Source organism: Cobetia sp. cqz5-12 (assembly GCF_016495405.1).
Classification (GTDB): Bacteria; Pseudomonadota; Gammaproteobacteria; order Pseudomonadales; family Halomonadaceae; genus Cobetia.
The window spans coordinates 3,811,392-3,827,677 of record NZ_CP044522.1 but is presented as its reverse complement, the minus strand read 5'-3'; the positions used below and the strand labels follow the sequence as shown (position 1 = coordinate 3,827,677).

13 protein-coding genes are annotated in these 16,286 nt (G+C 63.4%); 8 read left to right on the top strand and 5 right to left on the bottom strand.

Features of this window, described 5'->3' with window-relative positions; genetic code table 11:
* Positions 1-45: 45 nt before the first annotated feature.
* From ald to F8A90_RS15810, 4 genes are all read left to right on the top strand, one after another.
* Positions 46-1,167, top strand: a complete 1,122-nt coding sequence (gene ald, locus F8A90_RS15825; protein ID WP_200017896.1) for an alanine dehydrogenase — start codon at positions 46-48, stop codon at positions 1,165-1,167.
* Between the two features lie 198 nt (positions 1,168-1,365).
* A complete protein-coding gene (locus F8A90_RS15820) occupies positions 1,366-2,379 on the top strand; it encodes a tryptophan--tRNA ligase (protein ID WP_200017894.1) in 1,014 nt (337 codons plus the stop codon).
* Positions 2,380-2,684: 305 nt separating this feature from the next.
* Positions 2,685-3,929, top strand: a complete 1,245-nt coding sequence (locus tag F8A90_RS15815) for a YeeE/YedE family protein (RefSeq protein ID WP_442778875.1) — start codon at positions 2,685-2,687, stop codon at positions 3,927-3,929.
* A gap of 310 nt (positions 3,930-4,239) precedes the next feature.
* On the top strand, positions 4,240-5,919 hold the full coding sequence (locus F8A90_RS15810) for an NAD-dependent malic enzyme (RefSeq protein WP_200017893.1): 1,680 nt from the start codon (positions 4,240-4,242) through the stop codon (positions 5,917-5,919).
* Between the two features lie 146 nt (positions 5,920-6,065).
* Here the strand turns inward: F8A90_RS15810 and acnA are convergent, their stop codons facing one another.
* Positions 6,066-8,810, bottom strand: a complete 2,745-nt coding sequence (gene acnA, locus F8A90_RS15805; RefSeq protein ID WP_200017892.1) for an aconitate hydratase AcnA — start codon at positions 8,808-8,810, stop codon at positions 6,066-6,068.
* Between the two features lie 376 nt (positions 8,811-9,186).
* Here acnA and F8A90_RS15800 point away from each other — a divergent pair, with 376 nt between their 5' ends.
* From F8A90_RS15800 to trxB, 3 genes are all read left to right on the top strand, one after another.
* Complete coding sequence (locus F8A90_RS15800; protein ID WP_200017891.1) at positions 9,187-9,552, top strand: CPXCG motif-containing cysteine-rich protein; 366 nt, start codon at positions 9,187-9,189, stop codon at positions 9,550-9,552.
* 296 nt (positions 9,553-9,848) lie between these two features.
* Positions 9,849-10,451 carry a peroxiredoxin gene (locus tag F8A90_RS15795; RefSeq protein WP_043333044.1) on the top strand — a complete coding sequence of 201 codons (603 nt, stop codon included), beginning with the start codon at positions 9,849-9,851 and terminating at the stop codon, positions 10,449-10,451.
* Positions 10,452-10,921: 470 nt separating this feature from the next.
* Positions 10,922-11,878, top strand: coding sequence for a thioredoxin-disulfide reductase (gene trxB, locus F8A90_RS15790; RefSeq protein WP_200017890.1), 957 nt, complete (start codon positions 10,922-10,924; stop codon positions 11,876-11,878).
* A gap of 175 nt (positions 11,879-12,053) precedes the next feature.
* Here trxB and F8A90_RS15785 read toward each other — a convergent pair whose 3' ends face one another.
* Positions 12,054-12,305, bottom strand: a complete 252-nt coding sequence (locus F8A90_RS15785; protein WP_200017888.1) for a SlyX family protein — start codon at positions 12,303-12,305, stop codon at positions 12,054-12,056.
* Positions 12,306-12,901: 596 nt separating this feature from the next.
* Between F8A90_RS15785 and F8A90_RS17725 the strand changes: the two genes are divergently transcribed.
* Entirely contained in the window at positions 12,902-13,366 is a 465-nt protein-coding gene (locus F8A90_RS17725; RefSeq protein ID WP_200017886.1) for a cold-shock protein, read from the top strand.
* 96 nt (positions 13,367-13,462) lie between these two features.
* On the opposite strand, the gene F8A90_RS15775 is transcribed toward F8A90_RS17725, so the two are convergent.
* The 3 genes from F8A90_RS15775 to dapD all read right to left on the bottom strand — a co-directional run bounded on the left by F8A90_RS15775 (position 13,463) and on the right by dapD (position 16,256).
* Complete coding sequence (locus F8A90_RS15775; protein WP_043333036.1) at positions 13,463-13,876, bottom strand: hypothetical protein; 414 nt, start codon at positions 13,874-13,876, stop codon at positions 13,463-13,465.
* Positions 13,873-15,069 carry a succinyl-diaminopimelate desuccinylase gene (dapE, locus tag F8A90_RS15770; protein ID WP_200017885.1) on the bottom strand — a complete coding sequence of 399 codons (1,197 nt, stop codon included), beginning with the start codon at positions 15,067-15,069 and terminating at the stop codon, positions 13,873-13,875. Before dapE ends, F8A90_RS15775 begins: the two co-directional genes overlap by 4 nt.
* 161 nt (positions 15,070-15,230) lie before the next feature.
* On the bottom strand, positions 15,231-16,256 hold the full coding sequence (gene dapD / locus F8A90_RS15765) for a 2,3,4,5-tetrahydropyridine-2,6-dicarboxylate N-succinyltransferase (RefSeq protein ID WP_131432783.1): 1,026 nt from the start codon (positions 16,254-16,256) through the stop codon (positions 15,231-15,233).
* Positions 16,257-16,286 lie beyond the last annotated feature (30 nt).

The following is a 16,286-nucleotide window of genomic DNA, read 5'->3' as shown; positions in this document are numbered from 1 at the left end:
CGTGATGACGTCAGTGCATTCCGCCAGCAGTGCAAGGAGTTCACCATGCAGATTGCCGTGCCGAAGGAAATCAAGAACCACGAGTATCGCGTCGCCCTCACGCCTGCCGGTGTGCGTGAGCTGATCGCCCAGGGCCATGAGGTGATCGTCGAGTCTGGCGCCGGGGAGGGCAGTGGCTACCCCGATGCTGAATATCAGGGCGTGGGCGCGCGTCTCGAGTCGGACGTCGAGCGGGTCTTTCGCGACGCCGAGCTGATACTCAAGGTCAAGGAGCCGCAGCCGGCCGAGGTGGCGCGGCTCACCCGCGGCCAGACCCTGTTCACCTATCTGCATCTGGCCGCCGCCCGTGAGCTGACCGAGAGCCTGCTGGAGAGTGGCGTGACGGCCATTGCCTACGAGACCATCACCGACACCGCCGGTGGTCTGCCGTTGCTGGCGCCCATGAGTCGCGTCGCCGGGCGCATGGCGATCCAGGCCGGTGCGCATGCACTGGAGAAGGCGCAGGGTGGCATGGGTGTGCTGCTGCCCGGCGTGCCCGGTGTGCCACCGGCACGGGTCACGGTGATCGGCGGCGGCGTGGTGGGGGAGAACGCGGCACGCATGGCGCTGGGGCTGGGCGCCGAAGTGGTGATTCTCGATACCTCACTGGCGCGTCTCGAGGCGCTGGATCACCGTTATCAGGGCCAGATTCGTACCGTCTATTCGACCTCCGAGGCGCTGGAGGAAGCGGTGCGCCATTCGGCATTGATCATCGGTGCCGTGCTGGTGCCCGGGGCGGCGGCCCCCAAGCTGATTCGTCGCGAGCATCTGCGCAAGATGACGCCCGGCGCCGTGCTGGTGGATGTCGCCATCGATCAGGGCGGTTGCTTCGAAACCAGCCAGGCGACTACGCACGCCGAGCCGACCTACGTGGTGGATGGCATCGTGCATTACTGCGTGGCCAACATGCCCGGCGCGGTGGCGCGTACCTCGACCCAGGCGCTGACCAGCGCGACGCTGCCGTATATCGTGCGCCTCGCCAATGGCGGCTATCGCGAGGTGCTGAGTCGGGACAGCCACTTTGCGGCGGGCCTCAATGTGCACGCGGGGCAACTGATCCTGCCGGAAGTCGGCGAGGCCTTCGACATGCCGGTCACTGCGCTCGCCGAGGCACTGGTGAAGGATTGAGACGAGGGAGTGAGCCGGGCGCGCCGGCCCTTACGAAGGCTGCACGCCTCAGGGTAAGATGTGGGACATATAGCGACAGGTCATGGTGGCTGCGTTCGAGGGATTCGAGCGGTGCTGCCGCGACCTGTCGTGATCCATTGTGAGCGAGTGCAGCCCCGCGGCACGACCTCCCGACCCAGACGCCCAAGAAGTGCATCCATGACCAAGACCCGCGTTCTTACCGGCATCACGACCACCGGCACCCCTCATCTCGGCAATTATGTCGGCGCCATCAAGCCTGCCATCGAGGCCAGTCAGGACCCGACGGTCCAGTCCTTCTACTTTCTCGCCGACTTCCACGCCCTGATCAAGTGTCAGGACCCGAAGCGCGTGCAGGAATCGCGTCGTGAGATCGCCGCTACCTGGCTGGCACTGGGTCTGGACACCGACAACGCCATCTTCTATCGCCAGTCGGACGTGCTGGAAATCCCGGAACTGATGTGGCTGCTCAACTGCGTGTGCGCCAAGGGCTTGATGAACCGCGCGCATGCCTACAAGGGCGCCGTGGCCGAGAATGAAGAGAGCGGTATCGAGGATCTCGATCGCGGCATCAGCATGGGTCTGTTCAGCTATCCGGTGCTGATGGCGGCGGACATCCTGATGTTCAATGCGCACAAGGTGCCGGTGGGGCGTGACCAGATCCAGCATATCGAGATGGCGCGCGACATGGCCGGGCGCTTCAATCACCTCTTCAAGGGCAACTACTTCACCATGCCCGAGGCGGTGACCGACGAGAAATCCCAGCTGCTGCTGGGTCTCGATGGTCGCAAGATGTCCAAGAGCTACAACAACACCATCCCGCTGTTCGGCACCGAGAAGCAGCTGCTCAAGAGCGTGCGCAAGATCAAGACCAACTCGCTGGAGCCGGGCGAGCCGAAGGACCCGGATACCTGTTCGCTGTTCCAGATCTATTCAGCCTTCGCCACCGAGGCGGAAGTCGCCGCCATGCGTGAGCAGTACGCGGCCGGCATCGGCTGGGGCGACGCCAAGAACCAGCTGTTCGAATACCTGAATGACCACCTCAAGGCGCCGCGTGAGCGTTATGTCGAGCTGATGGAAGACCCGGCGCATGTCGAGGCGATCCTCAAGCGCGGTGCCGAGCGTGCCCGCGAAGAGGCCGCACCGATGATGGAGCGTCTGCGTCGCGCAGTCGGTCTGGGCAACTTCATCTAGACAACTCCACGCGAAGCCGCTTGTGAGCGTTTGACCGTGATCGCTCGATCAGCCCCCGTCATCTTCAGGATGACGGGGGCTTTCGTTATGGGGCTTTCTGGGAGTGTGTGGGGCCTTCTGAGAGTGTGTGGTGCCCTTGGCGTGTAATGGAGAGAATCGTGGTGTAAGCGCTCGGGACGCAGCATCAGGCATATGCCTGACTGGAATGAATGGAATGCTGAAAATTCATTCTCAGATATAAGGCGACGGAGTAGACTTGCCTTATATGGTGAATGAAACATGATCGATAAACAGGGGAACGCGACATGAGTCAACAAGCGATGCCGGGCAGGGCCAGTGAGCCTGCCGGGCCCACGACGACCATCAACCCGAAGGCCATTCTGGCCGGAGGCTTGCTGGTGGTGGCTGCCATCCTGCTGGGGCTGGTATCCGGCTGGCGCCAGGGCCTGCTGTTGCTGGTGGGCGGCGCGCTGGGCGTGGTGCTCTATCACGCCGCCTTCGGCTTCACCTCCGCCTGGCGAGTGTTCATCACCGAGCGCCGCGGCCGCGGCCTGCGTGCCCAGATGCTGATGCTGGCGATCGCCGTGGTGCTGTTCTTCCCGGTACTGGCCTCGGGCAGCCTGTGGGGGCAGGAGGTCTCCGGTTTCGTCTCGCCGTTGGGGACCTCGGTGGTGGTCGGTGCCTTCCTGTTCGGGCTCGGCATGCAGCTCGGCGGTGGTTGCGCCTCGGGCACGCTGTTCACCGTCGGTGGCGGCAATGCGCGCATGGTGATCACCCTGATCTTCTTCTGTGTCGGCTCGGTGATCGGCACCGCGCACTTCAGCTGGTGGCAGAGCCTGCCGTCGCTGCCCGCCGTCTCGCTGGTGGACAGCTTCGGCGCGCTGGGGGGCATCATCGTCAGCCTGGTGCTGTTCGCCATCATCGTGCTGGTGACACGTACGCTGGAGAAGCGTCGTCACGGTGAGCTCGAGAAGGCGGCCGAGACCGACAGCCAGCCGCGTGGTCTGTCACGCTTCCTGCGCGGCCCCTGGCCGCTGCTGGCGGGAGCAGTGGCATTGGCGCTGCTCAACTTCGTCACCCTGGCGCTGGCCGGTCGCCCGTGGGGCATCACCTCGGCCTTCGCGCTTTGGGGCACCAAGGCCTATACCGCGCTGGGCTTCGATGTCAGTGACTGGGGCTACTGGCAGGCGGCGGGCAATGCCAAGGCTCTGGCGGCACCGCTCTACACCGACATCACCACGGTGATGAACATCGGCATTGTTGTAGGGGCGCTGGCGGCCGCGTTGCTGGCCGGCAAGTTCGCGCCGAAGTGGAACATTCCGCTGCGCTCGCTGGTGGCTGCCGTGCTGGGTGGCCTGCTGCTGGGCTACGGTGCGCGTCTGGCATTCGGCTGCAACATCGGCGCCTACTTCGGTGGCATCTCCTCCGGCAGCCTGCATGGCTGGCTGTGGCTGGTGATGGCCTTCGCCGGCAACATGCTGGGTGTGAAACTGCGCCCGTTCTTCGCGCTTGCGCCGCGCAAGCCGGCATCGCGTGCCGATCTGGCCTGAGCCATTCTCAGCACGTGACCGCGAACGCCTCGCTCCTTCCCCGTCAGGGGGATGAGCGGGGCGTTTCTCGTCATGCAGCACCCTTGTCTGCGCAACGCACGCCGACCCTGCACAGGCTGCCGGAGATAGCACTGCGCGTGCTATCATCATGCCTTGTTCGCACGTGGAAACTGCACGTCGAAAGGTCCCTCGGACGCCCGGTTGCCAGCAGGTCTTCTGCGGTGCTTCAGCGGGCATGCTGCGCGTGTCTGCCGGCATGCCAGAAGCTTGCCGAGCGTGAGGTCGTCCCCACTGATTCAAGAGTCTCGCCATGACGGATACTTCCAAGCGCGCCCTGTACGTTCCCTACGCCGGCCCGAGCCTGCTCGAGATGCCGCTGCTCAACAAGGGCAGCGCCTTCAGCCTCGAGGAGCGTGTCAGCTTCAATCTGATGGGCCTGCTGCCGCAGAATGTCGAGAGCATCGAAGAGCAGGTCGCGCGCGTCTACAGCCAGTATCAGCAGTGCGCCACCGACCTCGACAAGCACATCCTGTTGCGCTCGGTGCAGGACGACAACGAGACCCTGTTCTTCCGTGTGATCGAGGAACACCTCGAGGAGATGATGCCGATCATCTACACCCCGACCGTCGGTCAGGCGTGCGAGGAGTTCTCCAACATCTACCGCAACCACCGCGGCCTGTTCATCTCCTACCCGGACCGCGAGCACATGGATGACATCCTGCGCTCCGCGACCAAGGACAACGTCAAGGTCATCGTCGTCACCGATGGCGAGCGTATCCTGGGGCTGGGCGATCAGGGCATCGGCGGCATGGGCATCCCCATCGGCAAGCTGTCGCTGTACACCGCCTGTGGCGGCATCAGCCCGGCCTACACCCTGCCGATCTCGCTGGACCTGGGTACCAACAACCAGAAGCTGCTGGACGATCCGCGCTACATGGGCTGGCGTCACGAGCGTGTCACCGGTGATGACTACAACGCCTTCGTGGCCGAGTTCATCACTGCCGTGAAGCGTCGCTGGCCGAAAGCCATGATCCAGTTCGAGGACTTCGCGCAGGCCAACGCCATGCCGCTGCTCGAGCGTTACCGCGATGAAGTGTGCTGCTTCAATGACGACATCCAGGGCACCGCCTCCGTCGTGGTTGCGACCCTGATGGCGGCCTGCAAGGCCAAGGGCGAGAAGCTCTCCGATCAGCGCGTGACCTTCCTGGGTGCCGGCAGCGCCGGTTGTGGCATCGCCGAGATGATCGTGGTGGCGATGGTCAAGGAAGGCATGGACGAGGCCGAGGCCCGCAAGCGCGTCTTCATGGTCGATCGCTTCGGCCTGCTGACCAGCGACATGGAAGGCCTCTACGACTTCCAGAGCCGTCTGGCTCACGACGTCGACAGCGTGGCCGACTTCGGCGACCGCGGCCTGCTGGATGTGGTCAAGGCCGCCAAGCCTAGCGTGCTGATCGGTGTATCCGGCCAGCGTGGCCTGTTCAGCGAAGACGTGATCCGTGCCGTGCAGGCCGGTTGCGAGAGCCCGCTGGTGATGCCGCTGTCCAACCCGACCTCACGCGTCGAGGCGACGCCGGCGGAAGTCATCGAGTGGACCGACGGCAAGGCGCTGGTCGCCACCGGCAGCCCGTTCGCGCCGGTCGAGCACAATGGCCACACCCACGCGATCGCCCAGTGCAACAACGCCTACATCTTCCCGGGCATCGGTCTGGGTGTGCTGGCGTCCAACGCCTCGCGCATCACCGACAACATGCTGATGGCCGCCGCCAACGCGCTGGCCAACAACGCCCCCATCGTCCTGAAGGGCGAGGGCGCGCTGCTGCCGTCGCTGGGCGACATCCAGGACATCAGCCGTCAGATCGCCTTCGACGTGGCACGTCAGGCTCAGGCCGACGGCGTGGCGCTGACCTCCAGCGATGAGATCATCCAGGCCAACATCGAGAAGAACTTCTGGCAGCCGCGTTACCGCGCTTACCGTCGCAAGGCGTTCTGATCGTGCCTGCGCCGTCAGTGAGCGCATGAAGCAGATTGCCTGAAACAGGTTGCCTGAAACAGAGTGTGCATATGAAGAAGCCCCCGCAGGCCATGCCTGCGGGGGCTTTTGTATTGCAGTCAGCGCTGCGGTGAGCGGCTGGCGGGTTACAGCATGCCGCGCAGCACGTAGTGGAGGATGCCGCCGTGGCGGTAGTACTCCAGCTCGTTGTCGGTATCGATGCGGCACAGCGCCTCGATCTTCTGCTCACCCTTGTCGCTCTTGAAGGTGACCTGGACCTTGCCACCGGCCGTCAGGTCATTCAGGCCGCTGATGCTGATTTCCTCATCACCGGTCAGCCCCAATGACTGGCGGCTCTCGCCTTCGGGGAACTGCAGCGGCACCACGCCCATGCCGATCAGGTTGGAGCGGTGGATACGCTCGTAGGACTCGGCGATCACCGCACGCACACCCAGCAGCAGGGTGCCCTTGGCGGCCCAGTCACGTGAGGAGCCGGTGCCATACTCCTTGCCGGCGACCACCACCAGTGGCGTGCCTTCCTCGGCGTACTTCATGGCGGCATCGTAGATGGCCATCTGCTCGCCGGACGGCACGTGGCGGGTCTCGCCGCCCTCGACGCCATCGAGCATCTCGTTGCGGATACGCACGTTGGCGAAGGTGCCGCGCATCATCACTTCGTGATTGCCGCGACGTGAGCCGTAGGAGTTGAAGTCCTTGACCTCGACGCCGTTCTCCTTGAGGTAGCGACCCGCCGGGCTGTCCGGCTTGATGGCACCGGCCGGTGAGATGTGGTCGGTGGTCACCGAGTCGCCGAGCATTGCCAGCACGCGGGCGTTCTCGACATCCTGAACGGTTTCCGGTTCGCGCTGCATGCCTTCGAAGAACGGCGGATGCTGGATGTAGGTGGAGTCCTTCCACTCATACACCTCGGCCTCCGGCACTTCGATGGCCTGCCAGGTCTCGTCACCATCGAAGACCTCGGCGTACTCCTTGCGGTACATCTCGGTGCGTACCTGCTCGACGGCCTCGGCGATCTCGGCCTGACTCGGCCAGATGTCCTTCAGGAAGACGTCATTGCCATCAGAGTCCTTGCCCAGCGGCTCCTTGGAGAGATCGACACGCACGGTACCGGCGAGTGCATAGGCGACCACCAGGGGCGGTGACGCCAACCAGTTGGTGCGCACGTTGGGATGCACGCGACCTTCGAAGTTGCGGTTGCCCGACAGTACCGAGGCGACCGTCAGATCACGCGAGTTGATGGCTTCCTCGACCGGGTCCGGCAGCGGGCCGGAGTTGCCGATACAGGTAGTGCAGCCATAGCCGACCAGGTTGAAGCCCAGCTCGTTGAGGTCATCCTGCACGCCGGCAGTCGCCAGGTAGTCGGTGACAACCTTGGAGCCCGGTGCCAGAGAGGTCTTGACCCACGGCTTGCTGCTCAGGCCCTTCTCACGTGCCTTGCGCGCCACCAGACCCGCCGCCAGCATCACGCTGGGGTTGGAGGTGTTGGTGCAGGAGGTGATGGCGGCAATCACGACATCACCGTGGTCGAGACGGAAGGTCTCGCCATTCAGCTCGCTGTAGTCGGTATCCTTCTCGTAGCTCTGTTCGACATCGACGGCGGTTTGGCCACCTTCGGACAGCCATTTGCCGTCTTCGATGTCCGGCACTTCGCCCAGTTGATCGCCGAGAATCTTCTCGAAGGTCTGCTTGATATCGGTGAGGGCGACGCGGTCCTGCGGGCGTTTGGGGCCGGCGAGGGAGGCGACGACCTCGGTCATGTCCAGTTCGAGCGTATCGGAGAAGACCGGCTCGTGACCCGGCTCGCGCCACAGGCCCTGCTCCTTGGCATAGGCCTCGACCAGTGCGACCTGCTCATCGGAGCGACCGGACAGACGCATGTAGTTGAGCGTCTCGTCATCCAGCGGGAAGAAGCCACAGGTAGCGCCATACTCCGGGGCCATGTTGGCGATGGTCGCGCGGTCGGCCAGCGGCAGGTCATCCAGGCCGTCACCGTAGAACTCGACGAACTTGCCGACCACGCCACGGCTTCTCAGCATCTGGGTGACGGTCAGCACCAGGTCAGTCGCGGTGATGCCTTCATTGAGCTTGCCGGTCAGCTTGAAGCCGACCACTTCCGGAATCAGCATCGAGACCGGTTGGCCGAGCATCGCGGCTTCCGCCTCGATACCGCCGACACCCCAGCCGAGTACGCCGAGGCCATTGATCATGGTGGTGTGGGAGTCGGTGCCGACCAGGGTGTCGGGATAGGCGAAGGTCTTGCCATCTTCCTCGCGGGTGAAGACGGCGCGGCCGAGATACTCCAGGTTCACCTGGTGGCAGATACCGGTGCCCGGCGGGACGACGGAGAAGTTGTCGAAGGCCTGCTGGCCCCAGCGCAGAAACTCGTAACGCTCGCGGTTGCGCTCCATCTCGATGCGCACGTTGTCCTTGAAGGCGCTCGGGTCACCGTAGTGGTCCACCATCACCGAGTGGTCGATGACCAGATCCACCGGGGTCAGCGGATTGACCTTCTCGGGGTTGGCGCCAAGATTCTTGACGGCGTCACGCATGGAGGCCAGATCGACCACGCCGGGCACGCCGGTGAAGTCCTGCATCAGCACGCGCGCCGGACGATAGCCGATCTCGTGGGTGCTGGAAGCGGTCTTCTGCCAGTCGGCCAGCGCCTTGATGTCTTCCTTGGTCGCGGTTTCACCGTCCTCGAAGCGCAGCTGGTTCTCCAGCAGCACCTTGAGCGTGAAGGGCAGTCGCGTCAGGTCGCCAAGCGTGTCGGCCGCCTTCTTGAGCGAGTAGTAGTGATAGCGCTTGTCTCCGACTTCCAGCTCGGAGAGGGTGTCAAGCGAATCCAGTGACTGAGAGCGCTGGGAACCCATGATTCTCCTCCTTGTCGTTGTCTTCACCGGCCAGACTGCTGAAGTGTCGTTCAACAGGCGCGTCAGGTGCCTCGGCCGGATGCGACGCGTCGCGAGAGCGACTGCCAGGTCGCGGATGGTTGCCTGTATAAGGCTATGGTCATCATGTGACAGGAATTCAAGCGCACACCATCATCGAGGATAGTGTGAAGCAAGGAACCCTGCGTCGCGTTCGCTGCCATAGAGATTGCCGCCACGAAACTCTCGCGGCGTGAATGGTGCCCTCAAGACACCCGAGACAGGGGTATCCGGCGCAGGGTATCCGAAACGCTGGCATCCGAAGCGGTGAGATCCGCAACGTCCGTCGCGTTCACCATCAGGCACAACGGAGGCTGTCATGAACGAACAAGGTCGCAGGCCGAGCGAATCCGGCGAGCTGCTGGAAGATGATGAGGTTCTGGATGCGGCGGTCGAGCAGTGGCTGGCGGAGCATTCCTCGGGGCAGTCCGATGAATGGCCGGGCCATGAGTTGCTGGAAGACAAGCAGGAGGGGGCGGTCAATGAGGCGCTGCATGAGGCGGAAATCAACTGCCCCTACTGCGACACGCCCTTCACGGTGTTCCTGGATCTGGACGAGGGCAGTCTGACCAACATCATCGATTGCGAGCGTTGCTGTCAGCCGATCCAGGTGCGCCAGCAGGTCGACCCGGTCAGCGGAGAGCTCGAAGGCCTGGATATCGGCCAGGATGACGACGTGCTGTGACGGCATTTCTGACGGTATCTCACCTGCGCGGCGCGCTGGAACCGGCGCCGGCAGGCGTCAGTGATGCAAAGTGACAGGCTTGCAGGGCAGGGCGCGGTAGATGCTGTATTCTGCAGCCAAGGTCACTTATGATCCCGACACCCGCTGTTGGCGTCATCGAGCTGCCATAGGCAATCTCTATGGTGGTGATTGCAGCAAACATTTGGCATCTGCCACACGTGGCGATTAGTCTGTGTGGCGATTCATCACAAAGGCGGCCCGCTGCCTTTATCATCATTATTCCTCAGGAGATCACCATGAGCGTATTGGTCGGACGTCAGGCCCCGGATTTCGAAGCCGCAGCAGTGCTGGGCGACGGTACCATCGTCGACAACTACAAGCTGTCTGATTCCAACGGCAAGCTGCGCGTGCTGTTCTTCTGGCCGCTGGACTTCACCTTCGTTTGCCCGTCTGAAATCATCGCCCACGACAACCGTCTGGCGAAGTTCAAGGAACTCGGCGTCGAAGTCATCGGTGTGTCCATCGATTCCCAGTTCACTCACCACGCATGGCGCAAGACCTCTCCGGACGCTGGCGGCATCGGTGAAGTCGGCTTCCCGATCGTGGCTGACGTCAAGCACGAAGTCACCCAGGCATACGGCATCGAGCATCCGGAAGCTGGCGTCGCTCTGCGCGCTTCCTTCCTGATCGACGAAGACGGTGTCGTTCAGCACCAGGTCGTCAACAACCTGCCGCTGGGCCGCAACGTCGACGAGATGGTCCGCATGGTCAAGGCCCTGCAGTTCCACCAGACCAACGGCGAAGTCTGCCCGGCAGGCTGGGAAGAAGGTCAGGAAGGTATGAAGGACACCGCTGAAGGTGTTGCCAAGTACCTGGCAGGCCACTCCAGCAGCCTGTAAGTCGCTGCCTGGACGAGATCAGCTCACGCGTTCGCGCTGACTGATCCCGCGACTGCCTTTCGAACCTTCGTTGATGAGTGTCTCGAGAGGTAGGCGAACCGGAAGCCGTCGCCCCTGGCGGCGGCTTCCGCGCATCTGGGCAACGCCATCCTGCGTGGTCGTGCTTGAGCATAAGCTTCTGCGATGCCGGTCTGAGTCCGGTGCTGAAAGCTGGCGGCGTCTGCGCTACTCTGCGCAGTCCTTGTTCGCCTCGATCAGCCCAGCGAGCCTGCGAGTACAGCGATGACAAGTGCCTTCAGCGGGAAGCCTGCACGGGCGCCAGCAGGCCCGCATCATCATGCCGTGTCCTGAATCATGCCGATCGCATGCGCCGTGCGTAGCGTTGTCGGTATCGTTCAGTACATTGATCGCCAGCAGCCGTCATTGCTGTTGGTGAAATCCTCCGCCTTCATCTGTCACTGAGGTCATCCATGAGCAATGTCCGTCACGAACGTCTGATCATTCTCGGTTCCGGCCCGGCGGGCTACACCGCCGCCGTCTACGCTGCACGTGCCAATCTCAAGCCGCTGCTGATCACCGGCATGCAGATGGGTGGCCAGCTGACCACCACCACCGACGTCGACAACTGGCCGGGCGATGATGCCGGCGTACAGGGGCCGGAGCTGATGGAGCGCATGCGTCGGCACGCCGAGCGCTTCGAGACCGAAGTCCTGTTCGATCACATCAACGAAGTGACCCTCGGCGAGCGTCCGTTCCTGCTCAAGGGCGACAACGGCAGCTACAGCTGTGACGCCCTGATCATCGCCACCGGCGCCAGCGCGCAGTACCTGGGCCTGCCGAGTGAGCAGCAGTTCATGGGCCAGGGCGTCTCGGCCTGCGCGACCTGCGATGGCTTCTTCTATCGCAATCAGGAAGTCGTGGTGGTCGGTGGCGGCAACACCGCTGTCGAGGAAGCGCTGTATCTGTCCAACATCGCCTCCAAGGTCACGCTGGTGCACCGTCGCGATAGCCTGCGTGCCGAGAAGATCCTGCAGGACAAGCTGTTCGACAAGGTCGAGAACGGCAACATGGCGGTCGAATGGCACCACACCCTCGACGAAGTGCTGGGCGACAACTCCGGTGTCACCGGCGTGCGTTTGCGTCATGTCGAGAGCGGCGCCACCAAGGAGCTGAGCTCGATGGGCGTGTTCATCGCCATCGGTCATCGTCCGAACACCAGCCTGTTCGAAGGCCAGCTCGACATGCAGGGCGGCTATCTCAAGGTCCAGTCCGGCCTGGAAGGCAATGCTACCCAGACCAGCATCCCCGGCGTCTATGCCTGTGGCGATGTGATGGACCACGTCTACCGCCAGGCGATCACCTCTGCCGGTACCGGCTGCATGGCGGCGCTGGATGCCGAGCGTTATCTGGACGGCCTGACCGCCTGAGGTCGCCCTGTCGATTTCGACACGATCTGTGTCGAGAGTCTCTGATTCGACACTGTCTGAGTCGAGAAATTCTGATTCAGCACTGCCTGACCGGCCCCGCAGCCCCGCTGCGGGGCCGGTTTGCGTTCAAGGCCCTGGCCGGTCTGCACCGGGAGAGCTGTGTGCCGCTGGCGGCTCAGTAATGGGGCGGCAGCTCGTCGTGTGGCTGCGCACTGAAAGGTGCTGTCGAGTCTGCATCGCCTTGCTGCTCACGCAGGGTGCGTAGCTGGCTGGCCATCAACGCGGTCAGGCGCTCGAGGGTCTCTATCTGACGCTGTTGGGCGATGACGGTGCGATCGAGGGTCTCGAGCCAGTCATCCTGATGCGCGAGGCGCGATTCCAGTGTTTCGAGTCGGGCTTCCAGGTTGGGATCAGTCGAGGTTGTCATGCATCTGGGCTCCAGAGGGTGAGGGAATCGTCCGCGTGGGCAGTGGGGGGAGAGGGTGAGGCAGTCGCTGATGGATGAGGACTCATGGCATCACCCATGCCACGATTTCTGAGCGATGGCACGCCGAATCGTCGCTGCAGTCGTTGCCTGGATCGTGGTCGAATTACCGCAAAGTGTTGAAGGATTGTCACTGAGTTGCCTCAGACGCATCAGGAAGAGGCGTGATAGACTGTTGACAGTGCGATTGACTTATTTTTCGTATATCGCACCCATTGACGGCCTTCGATTGCCTGCGCTTCGCGCGTCATTGACAGGGCCGGTTCCATCGACTGATGTGGAGTTACCTGCATCACGAGCCACGACGTCGCCAGAGCGATGCACAGGCATCTTCGCGTGTATCAGTGACGGTGACGGGCACCGCCGTGAGGCGCTGCATTCAGGCAGTTTCCCGACTGACGATGGCTGCTGCAATCCTGTCGTGCGGTCAGGCGCTGTCCATTGCGATCAAGGGCAGAACATTCTGATAGGGATCATCCGAAGCACTCATTTCTGCCCTCGCGTTACACCTCCACCCATTACCTAGAGAGTTTATCTTGATGAGTTCCAAGACGTTCTTCCGTTGCTTCATCATCAGCCTGTTGCTGGCACTGCCGGCACCGTTGCTGATTGCTGCCTTCATCACCCTGACCGGCGGCCAGCTGGCCGACACCCTGAGCCAGGCGCTTAGCGTCGAGGGCTTCGAGCTGGCGTACGCGGCTGCCGTCGCGGCCGTGTTCATCCTGCTGTTGATCGCGACGCTTGCCATTCCGGTGCTGTCTCCGCGCTCTGCGGTACTGGCTGAAGTCGAGGACGACGATCGTGAGATCGGCGAGGTCAAGTGGTTCAACGTCAACAAGGGCTACGGTTTCGTGACCCGTGAAAGTGGTGAAGATGTCTTCGTTCACTTCCGTGCCATTCGTGGCAAGGGCCACCGTACCTTGGCCGAAGGTCAGAAAGTGCGTTACCACGTCATCAGCAATGAGCGTGGCCTGCAGGCGGATGACGTGACAGTCATCACCTGATCGCTGACTCGCTCAGTGAAAGACGACAACGCCCCGCAGGCTAGCCTGCGGGGCGTTGTCGTTTCATGGACTGTCTCACCAGAAGAGGCGGGTCACTCAGCCCTTGTCCGGCCAGGTAAACGCCTCTTCGCTGCCATCGGCCATGACACGGAAAAAGCGGTCCGGCTCATCACCGGGCTGCCAGCTGCCCAGCGAGCAGCGCGTCTCGACCTGCAGGGCCCTGGCGGCGGCGCGTGCGCAGTCGACATCGCGTGCCCAGGGAGTACTGGCGCTATCGAACCACAGGCTGGCGAAGCCATCGGCGACCTTCTCGACCACCAGCACCGCGATCTCGGCGCCATCACGCGTGAGGCGTGTACGGTGCTGCAGCTTGCCGGCCGGCTGGAAGACGACGACCTGACCGAACTGCTCGCCCAGCCAGGCGCCCAGCGCTTCCAGACTCAAGGGCTTGAGGTAGATCTCGATGTCCGGGTATTGCTCATCGGCGTCATTGTGCGGGGTGTCGCTCATGCCGTGGTCTCTCGGGTCGCGGGGACAAACAGGTATTCCAGGATGTGCTCGTAGGCGCTGGAGAGTCGGTCCAGATCACTGGCCATGACGCGTTCGTCGATCTTGTGGATGGTCGCATTGACCGGCCCCAGCTCGACGACTTGAGTGCCGAGCGTGGCGATGAAGCGACCATCGGAGGTGCCACCTGAGGTGGACAGCACCGGCTTGCATCCCAGCGCGCGTTCCACGCCGTGCACGGCGGCATCGACCAGCGCGCCTTCCGGCGTCAGGAAGGGCTCGCCGCTCAGGTTCCACTCGATCTCGACGTCCAGCCCGTGCTTCTCGAGGATCTCGTAGGTGCGACGCTTGAGGTCATCGGCGGTCAGCTCGGTGGAATAGCGGAAGTTGAATACCACTTCCAGCTCGCCGGGGATGACGTTGGTCGCGCCGGTACCGCCACGGATGTTGGAGATCTGGAAGCTGGTCGCCGGGAAGAAGTCGTTGCCGTTGTCCCAATGCTCGGCGGCCAGGGCGGCCAGCGCCGGGGCGGCATCGTGGATCGGGTTGCGCGCCAGATGCGGGTAGGCCACATGGCCCTGGATGCCCTTGACGTGCATGACCGCACCCAGCGAGCCGCGACGGCCATTCTTGATCACGTCACCGGCGTAGTCGGTGGAGGACGGCTCGCCGACGATGCAGTAGTCGAGGCGCTCGTGATGCTCGCGCAGATACTCGACCACCGCACGGGTGCCGTGGACCGCCGGGCCTTCCTCGTCGGAGGTGATCAGGAAGGCGATGCGGCCTTCGTGGTCCGGGTTGGCGGTCACGAAGCGCTCGGTGGCGGTCAGCATCGCCGCCAGCGAGCCCTTCATGTCGGCGGCACCGCGGCCACACAGGAAGCCGGCGTCATCGATGCACGGTGAGAATGGCGGGTACTGCCAGTTGGCTTCCGGGCCGGTGGGCACGACGTCGGTGTGGCCGGCGAAGGCCAGCACCGGACCATGATGACCGCGTACTGCCCAGAAATTCTCCACATCACCGAAGGGCAGGCGGGTGATCGTGAAGCCAAGTGCCTCGAGACGGTCGATCATCAGGGCCTGGCAGTCCAGATCATCCGGTGTGACCGAAGGGCGTGAGATGAGATCGAAGGCCAGCTCCAGCGTCGGAGACAGATCGGCGGGGCGTGGCGGAAGCGGTGCGTGTGAATCAGTCATCATGGGCCATCGCTGCAGGCGTCATCGCAAGGAGCGACAGCGCGAAATTCGGGAGGAGAGACGAAGTGTCTTCACGCCGGCCCGGACACTGCTGCCCGAGCCGGGAAATGCCACGACGGCCTGTCAGAGGTGCAGCCCCTGACAGACCATCGTCACGCGCCTCAGTTATGGGCGTGCAGGGCATCATTGAGCGCGATGGCGCTCTTGTTGGTGCGGCACTCGACACGGCCGGTGACGGAGTTGCGACGCAGCAGCAGGTCGTCCTGGCTCGCCAGCTCACGGGCCGCGACGGTCTCGACTTCCTGGCCTTCGTTGTCGAAGACCATGACCTTGGTGCCGGCGGTGATGTAGAGGCCAGCTTCCACGGTGCAGCGATCGCCCAGCGGGATGCCGATACCGGCATTGGCGCCGATCAGGCAGCCTTCACCGACCTTGATGACGATGTTGCCGCCACCGGACAGGGTGCCCATGGTGGAGCAACCGCCGCCCAGATCAGAACCCTTGCCGACGAAGACGCCTGCGGAGATGCGGCCTTCGATCATGCCCGGGCCTTCGGTGCCGGCATTGAAGTTGCAGAAGCCTTCGTGCATCACGGTGGTGCCTTCGCCCAGGTAGGCGCCCAGACGCACACGCGCGGTATCGGCGATACGAATGCCGGTCGGCACCACGTAGTCGGTCATCTTCGGGAACTTGTCGACGCAGTCCACGGACAGGGTGCGACCTTCCAGACGGGCCTTGAGGCGACGCGCCGGCAGCTCCTCGATGTCGATGGCGCCTTCGCTGGTCCAGGCGACATTCTTGAGCAGACCGAACATGCCGGTCAGGTCGATGCCGTGCGGACGCACCATGCGGTGAGACAGCAAGTGCAGCTTGAGGTAGACCTCCGGCACGCTCTGCGGGGCAGCGTCTTCCTCGAGGAACATCGCGACCAGCGGGCGCTGGCTGGCGGCCAGGCTCTCGGCCAGTTCGGCCTGGGCGCTGTCACCGGCGTCGCGCAGGGCGCTGGCCAGGGCGGCGCAGTGTTCCGGCAGGAAGCTGGTGGCGGTGGTGCCAGCCGGTGCGTCCAGTGCCTTGCGAGCGGCGTCAGCAACGGCAGCGGTCGGCTTGAACAGCGGGGCAGGATAGTAGACTTCCAGCCAGTCGCCGGTGGTGTTCTGGGTGCCGATTCCGAGGGCAAGGCTCAACATCGTGTCAATCTCCGGGGTGTCCAGTGGTGT

What these genes read in the sequence shown, in the direction of transcription:
- acnA (WP_200017892.1), bottom strand. Translation starts at nt 8,810, where the DNA reads ATGGGTTCCCAGCGCTCTCAGTCACTGGATTCGCTTGACACCCTCTCC.
- dapE (WP_200017885.1), bottom strand. Translation starts at nt 15,069, where the DNA reads ATGACTGATTCACACGCACCGCTTCCGCCACGCCCCGCCGATCTGTCT.
- F8A90_RS15810 (WP_200017893.1), top strand. Translation starts at nt 4,240, where the DNA reads ATGACGGATACTTCCAAGCGCGCCCTGTACGTTCCCTACGCCGGCCCG.
- F8A90_RS15785 (WP_200017888.1), bottom strand. Translation starts at nt 12,305, where the DNA reads ATGACAACCTCGACTGATCCCAACCTGGAAGCCCGACTCGAAACACTG.
- trxB (WP_200017890.1), top strand. Translation starts at nt 10,922, where the DNA reads ATGAGCAATGTCCGTCACGAACGTCTGATCATTCTCGGTTCCGGCCCG.
- F8A90_RS15795 (WP_043333044.1), top strand. Translation starts at nt 9,849, where the DNA reads ATGAGCGTATTGGTCGGACGTCAGGCCCCGGATTTCGAAGCCGCAGCA.
- F8A90_RS17725 (WP_200017886.1), top strand. Translation starts at nt 12,902, where the DNA reads ATGAGTTCCAAGACGTTCTTCCGTTGCTTCATCATCAGCCTGTTGCTG.
- ald (WP_200017896.1), top strand. Translation starts at nt 46, where the DNA reads ATGCAGATTGCCGTGCCGAAGGAAATCAAGAACCACGAGTATCGCGTC.
- F8A90_RS15815 (WP_442778875.1), top strand. Translation starts at nt 2,685, where the DNA reads ATGAGTCAACAAGCGATGCCGGGCAGGGCCAGTGAGCCTGCCGGGCCC.
- dapD (WP_131432783.1), bottom strand. Translation starts at nt 16,256, where the DNA reads ATGTTGAGCCTTGCCCTCGGAATCGGCACCCAGAACACCACCGGCGAC.
- F8A90_RS15800 (WP_200017891.1), top strand. Translation starts at nt 9,187, where the DNA reads ATGAACGAACAAGGTCGCAGGCCGAGCGAATCCGGCGAGCTGCTGGAA.
- F8A90_RS15820 (WP_200017894.1), top strand. Translation starts at nt 1,366, where the DNA reads ATGACCAAGACCCGCGTTCTTACCGGCATCACGACCACCGGCACCCCT.
- F8A90_RS15775 (WP_043333036.1), bottom strand. Translation starts at nt 13,876, where the DNA reads ATGAGCGACACCCCGCACAATGACGCCGATGAGCAATACCCGGACATC.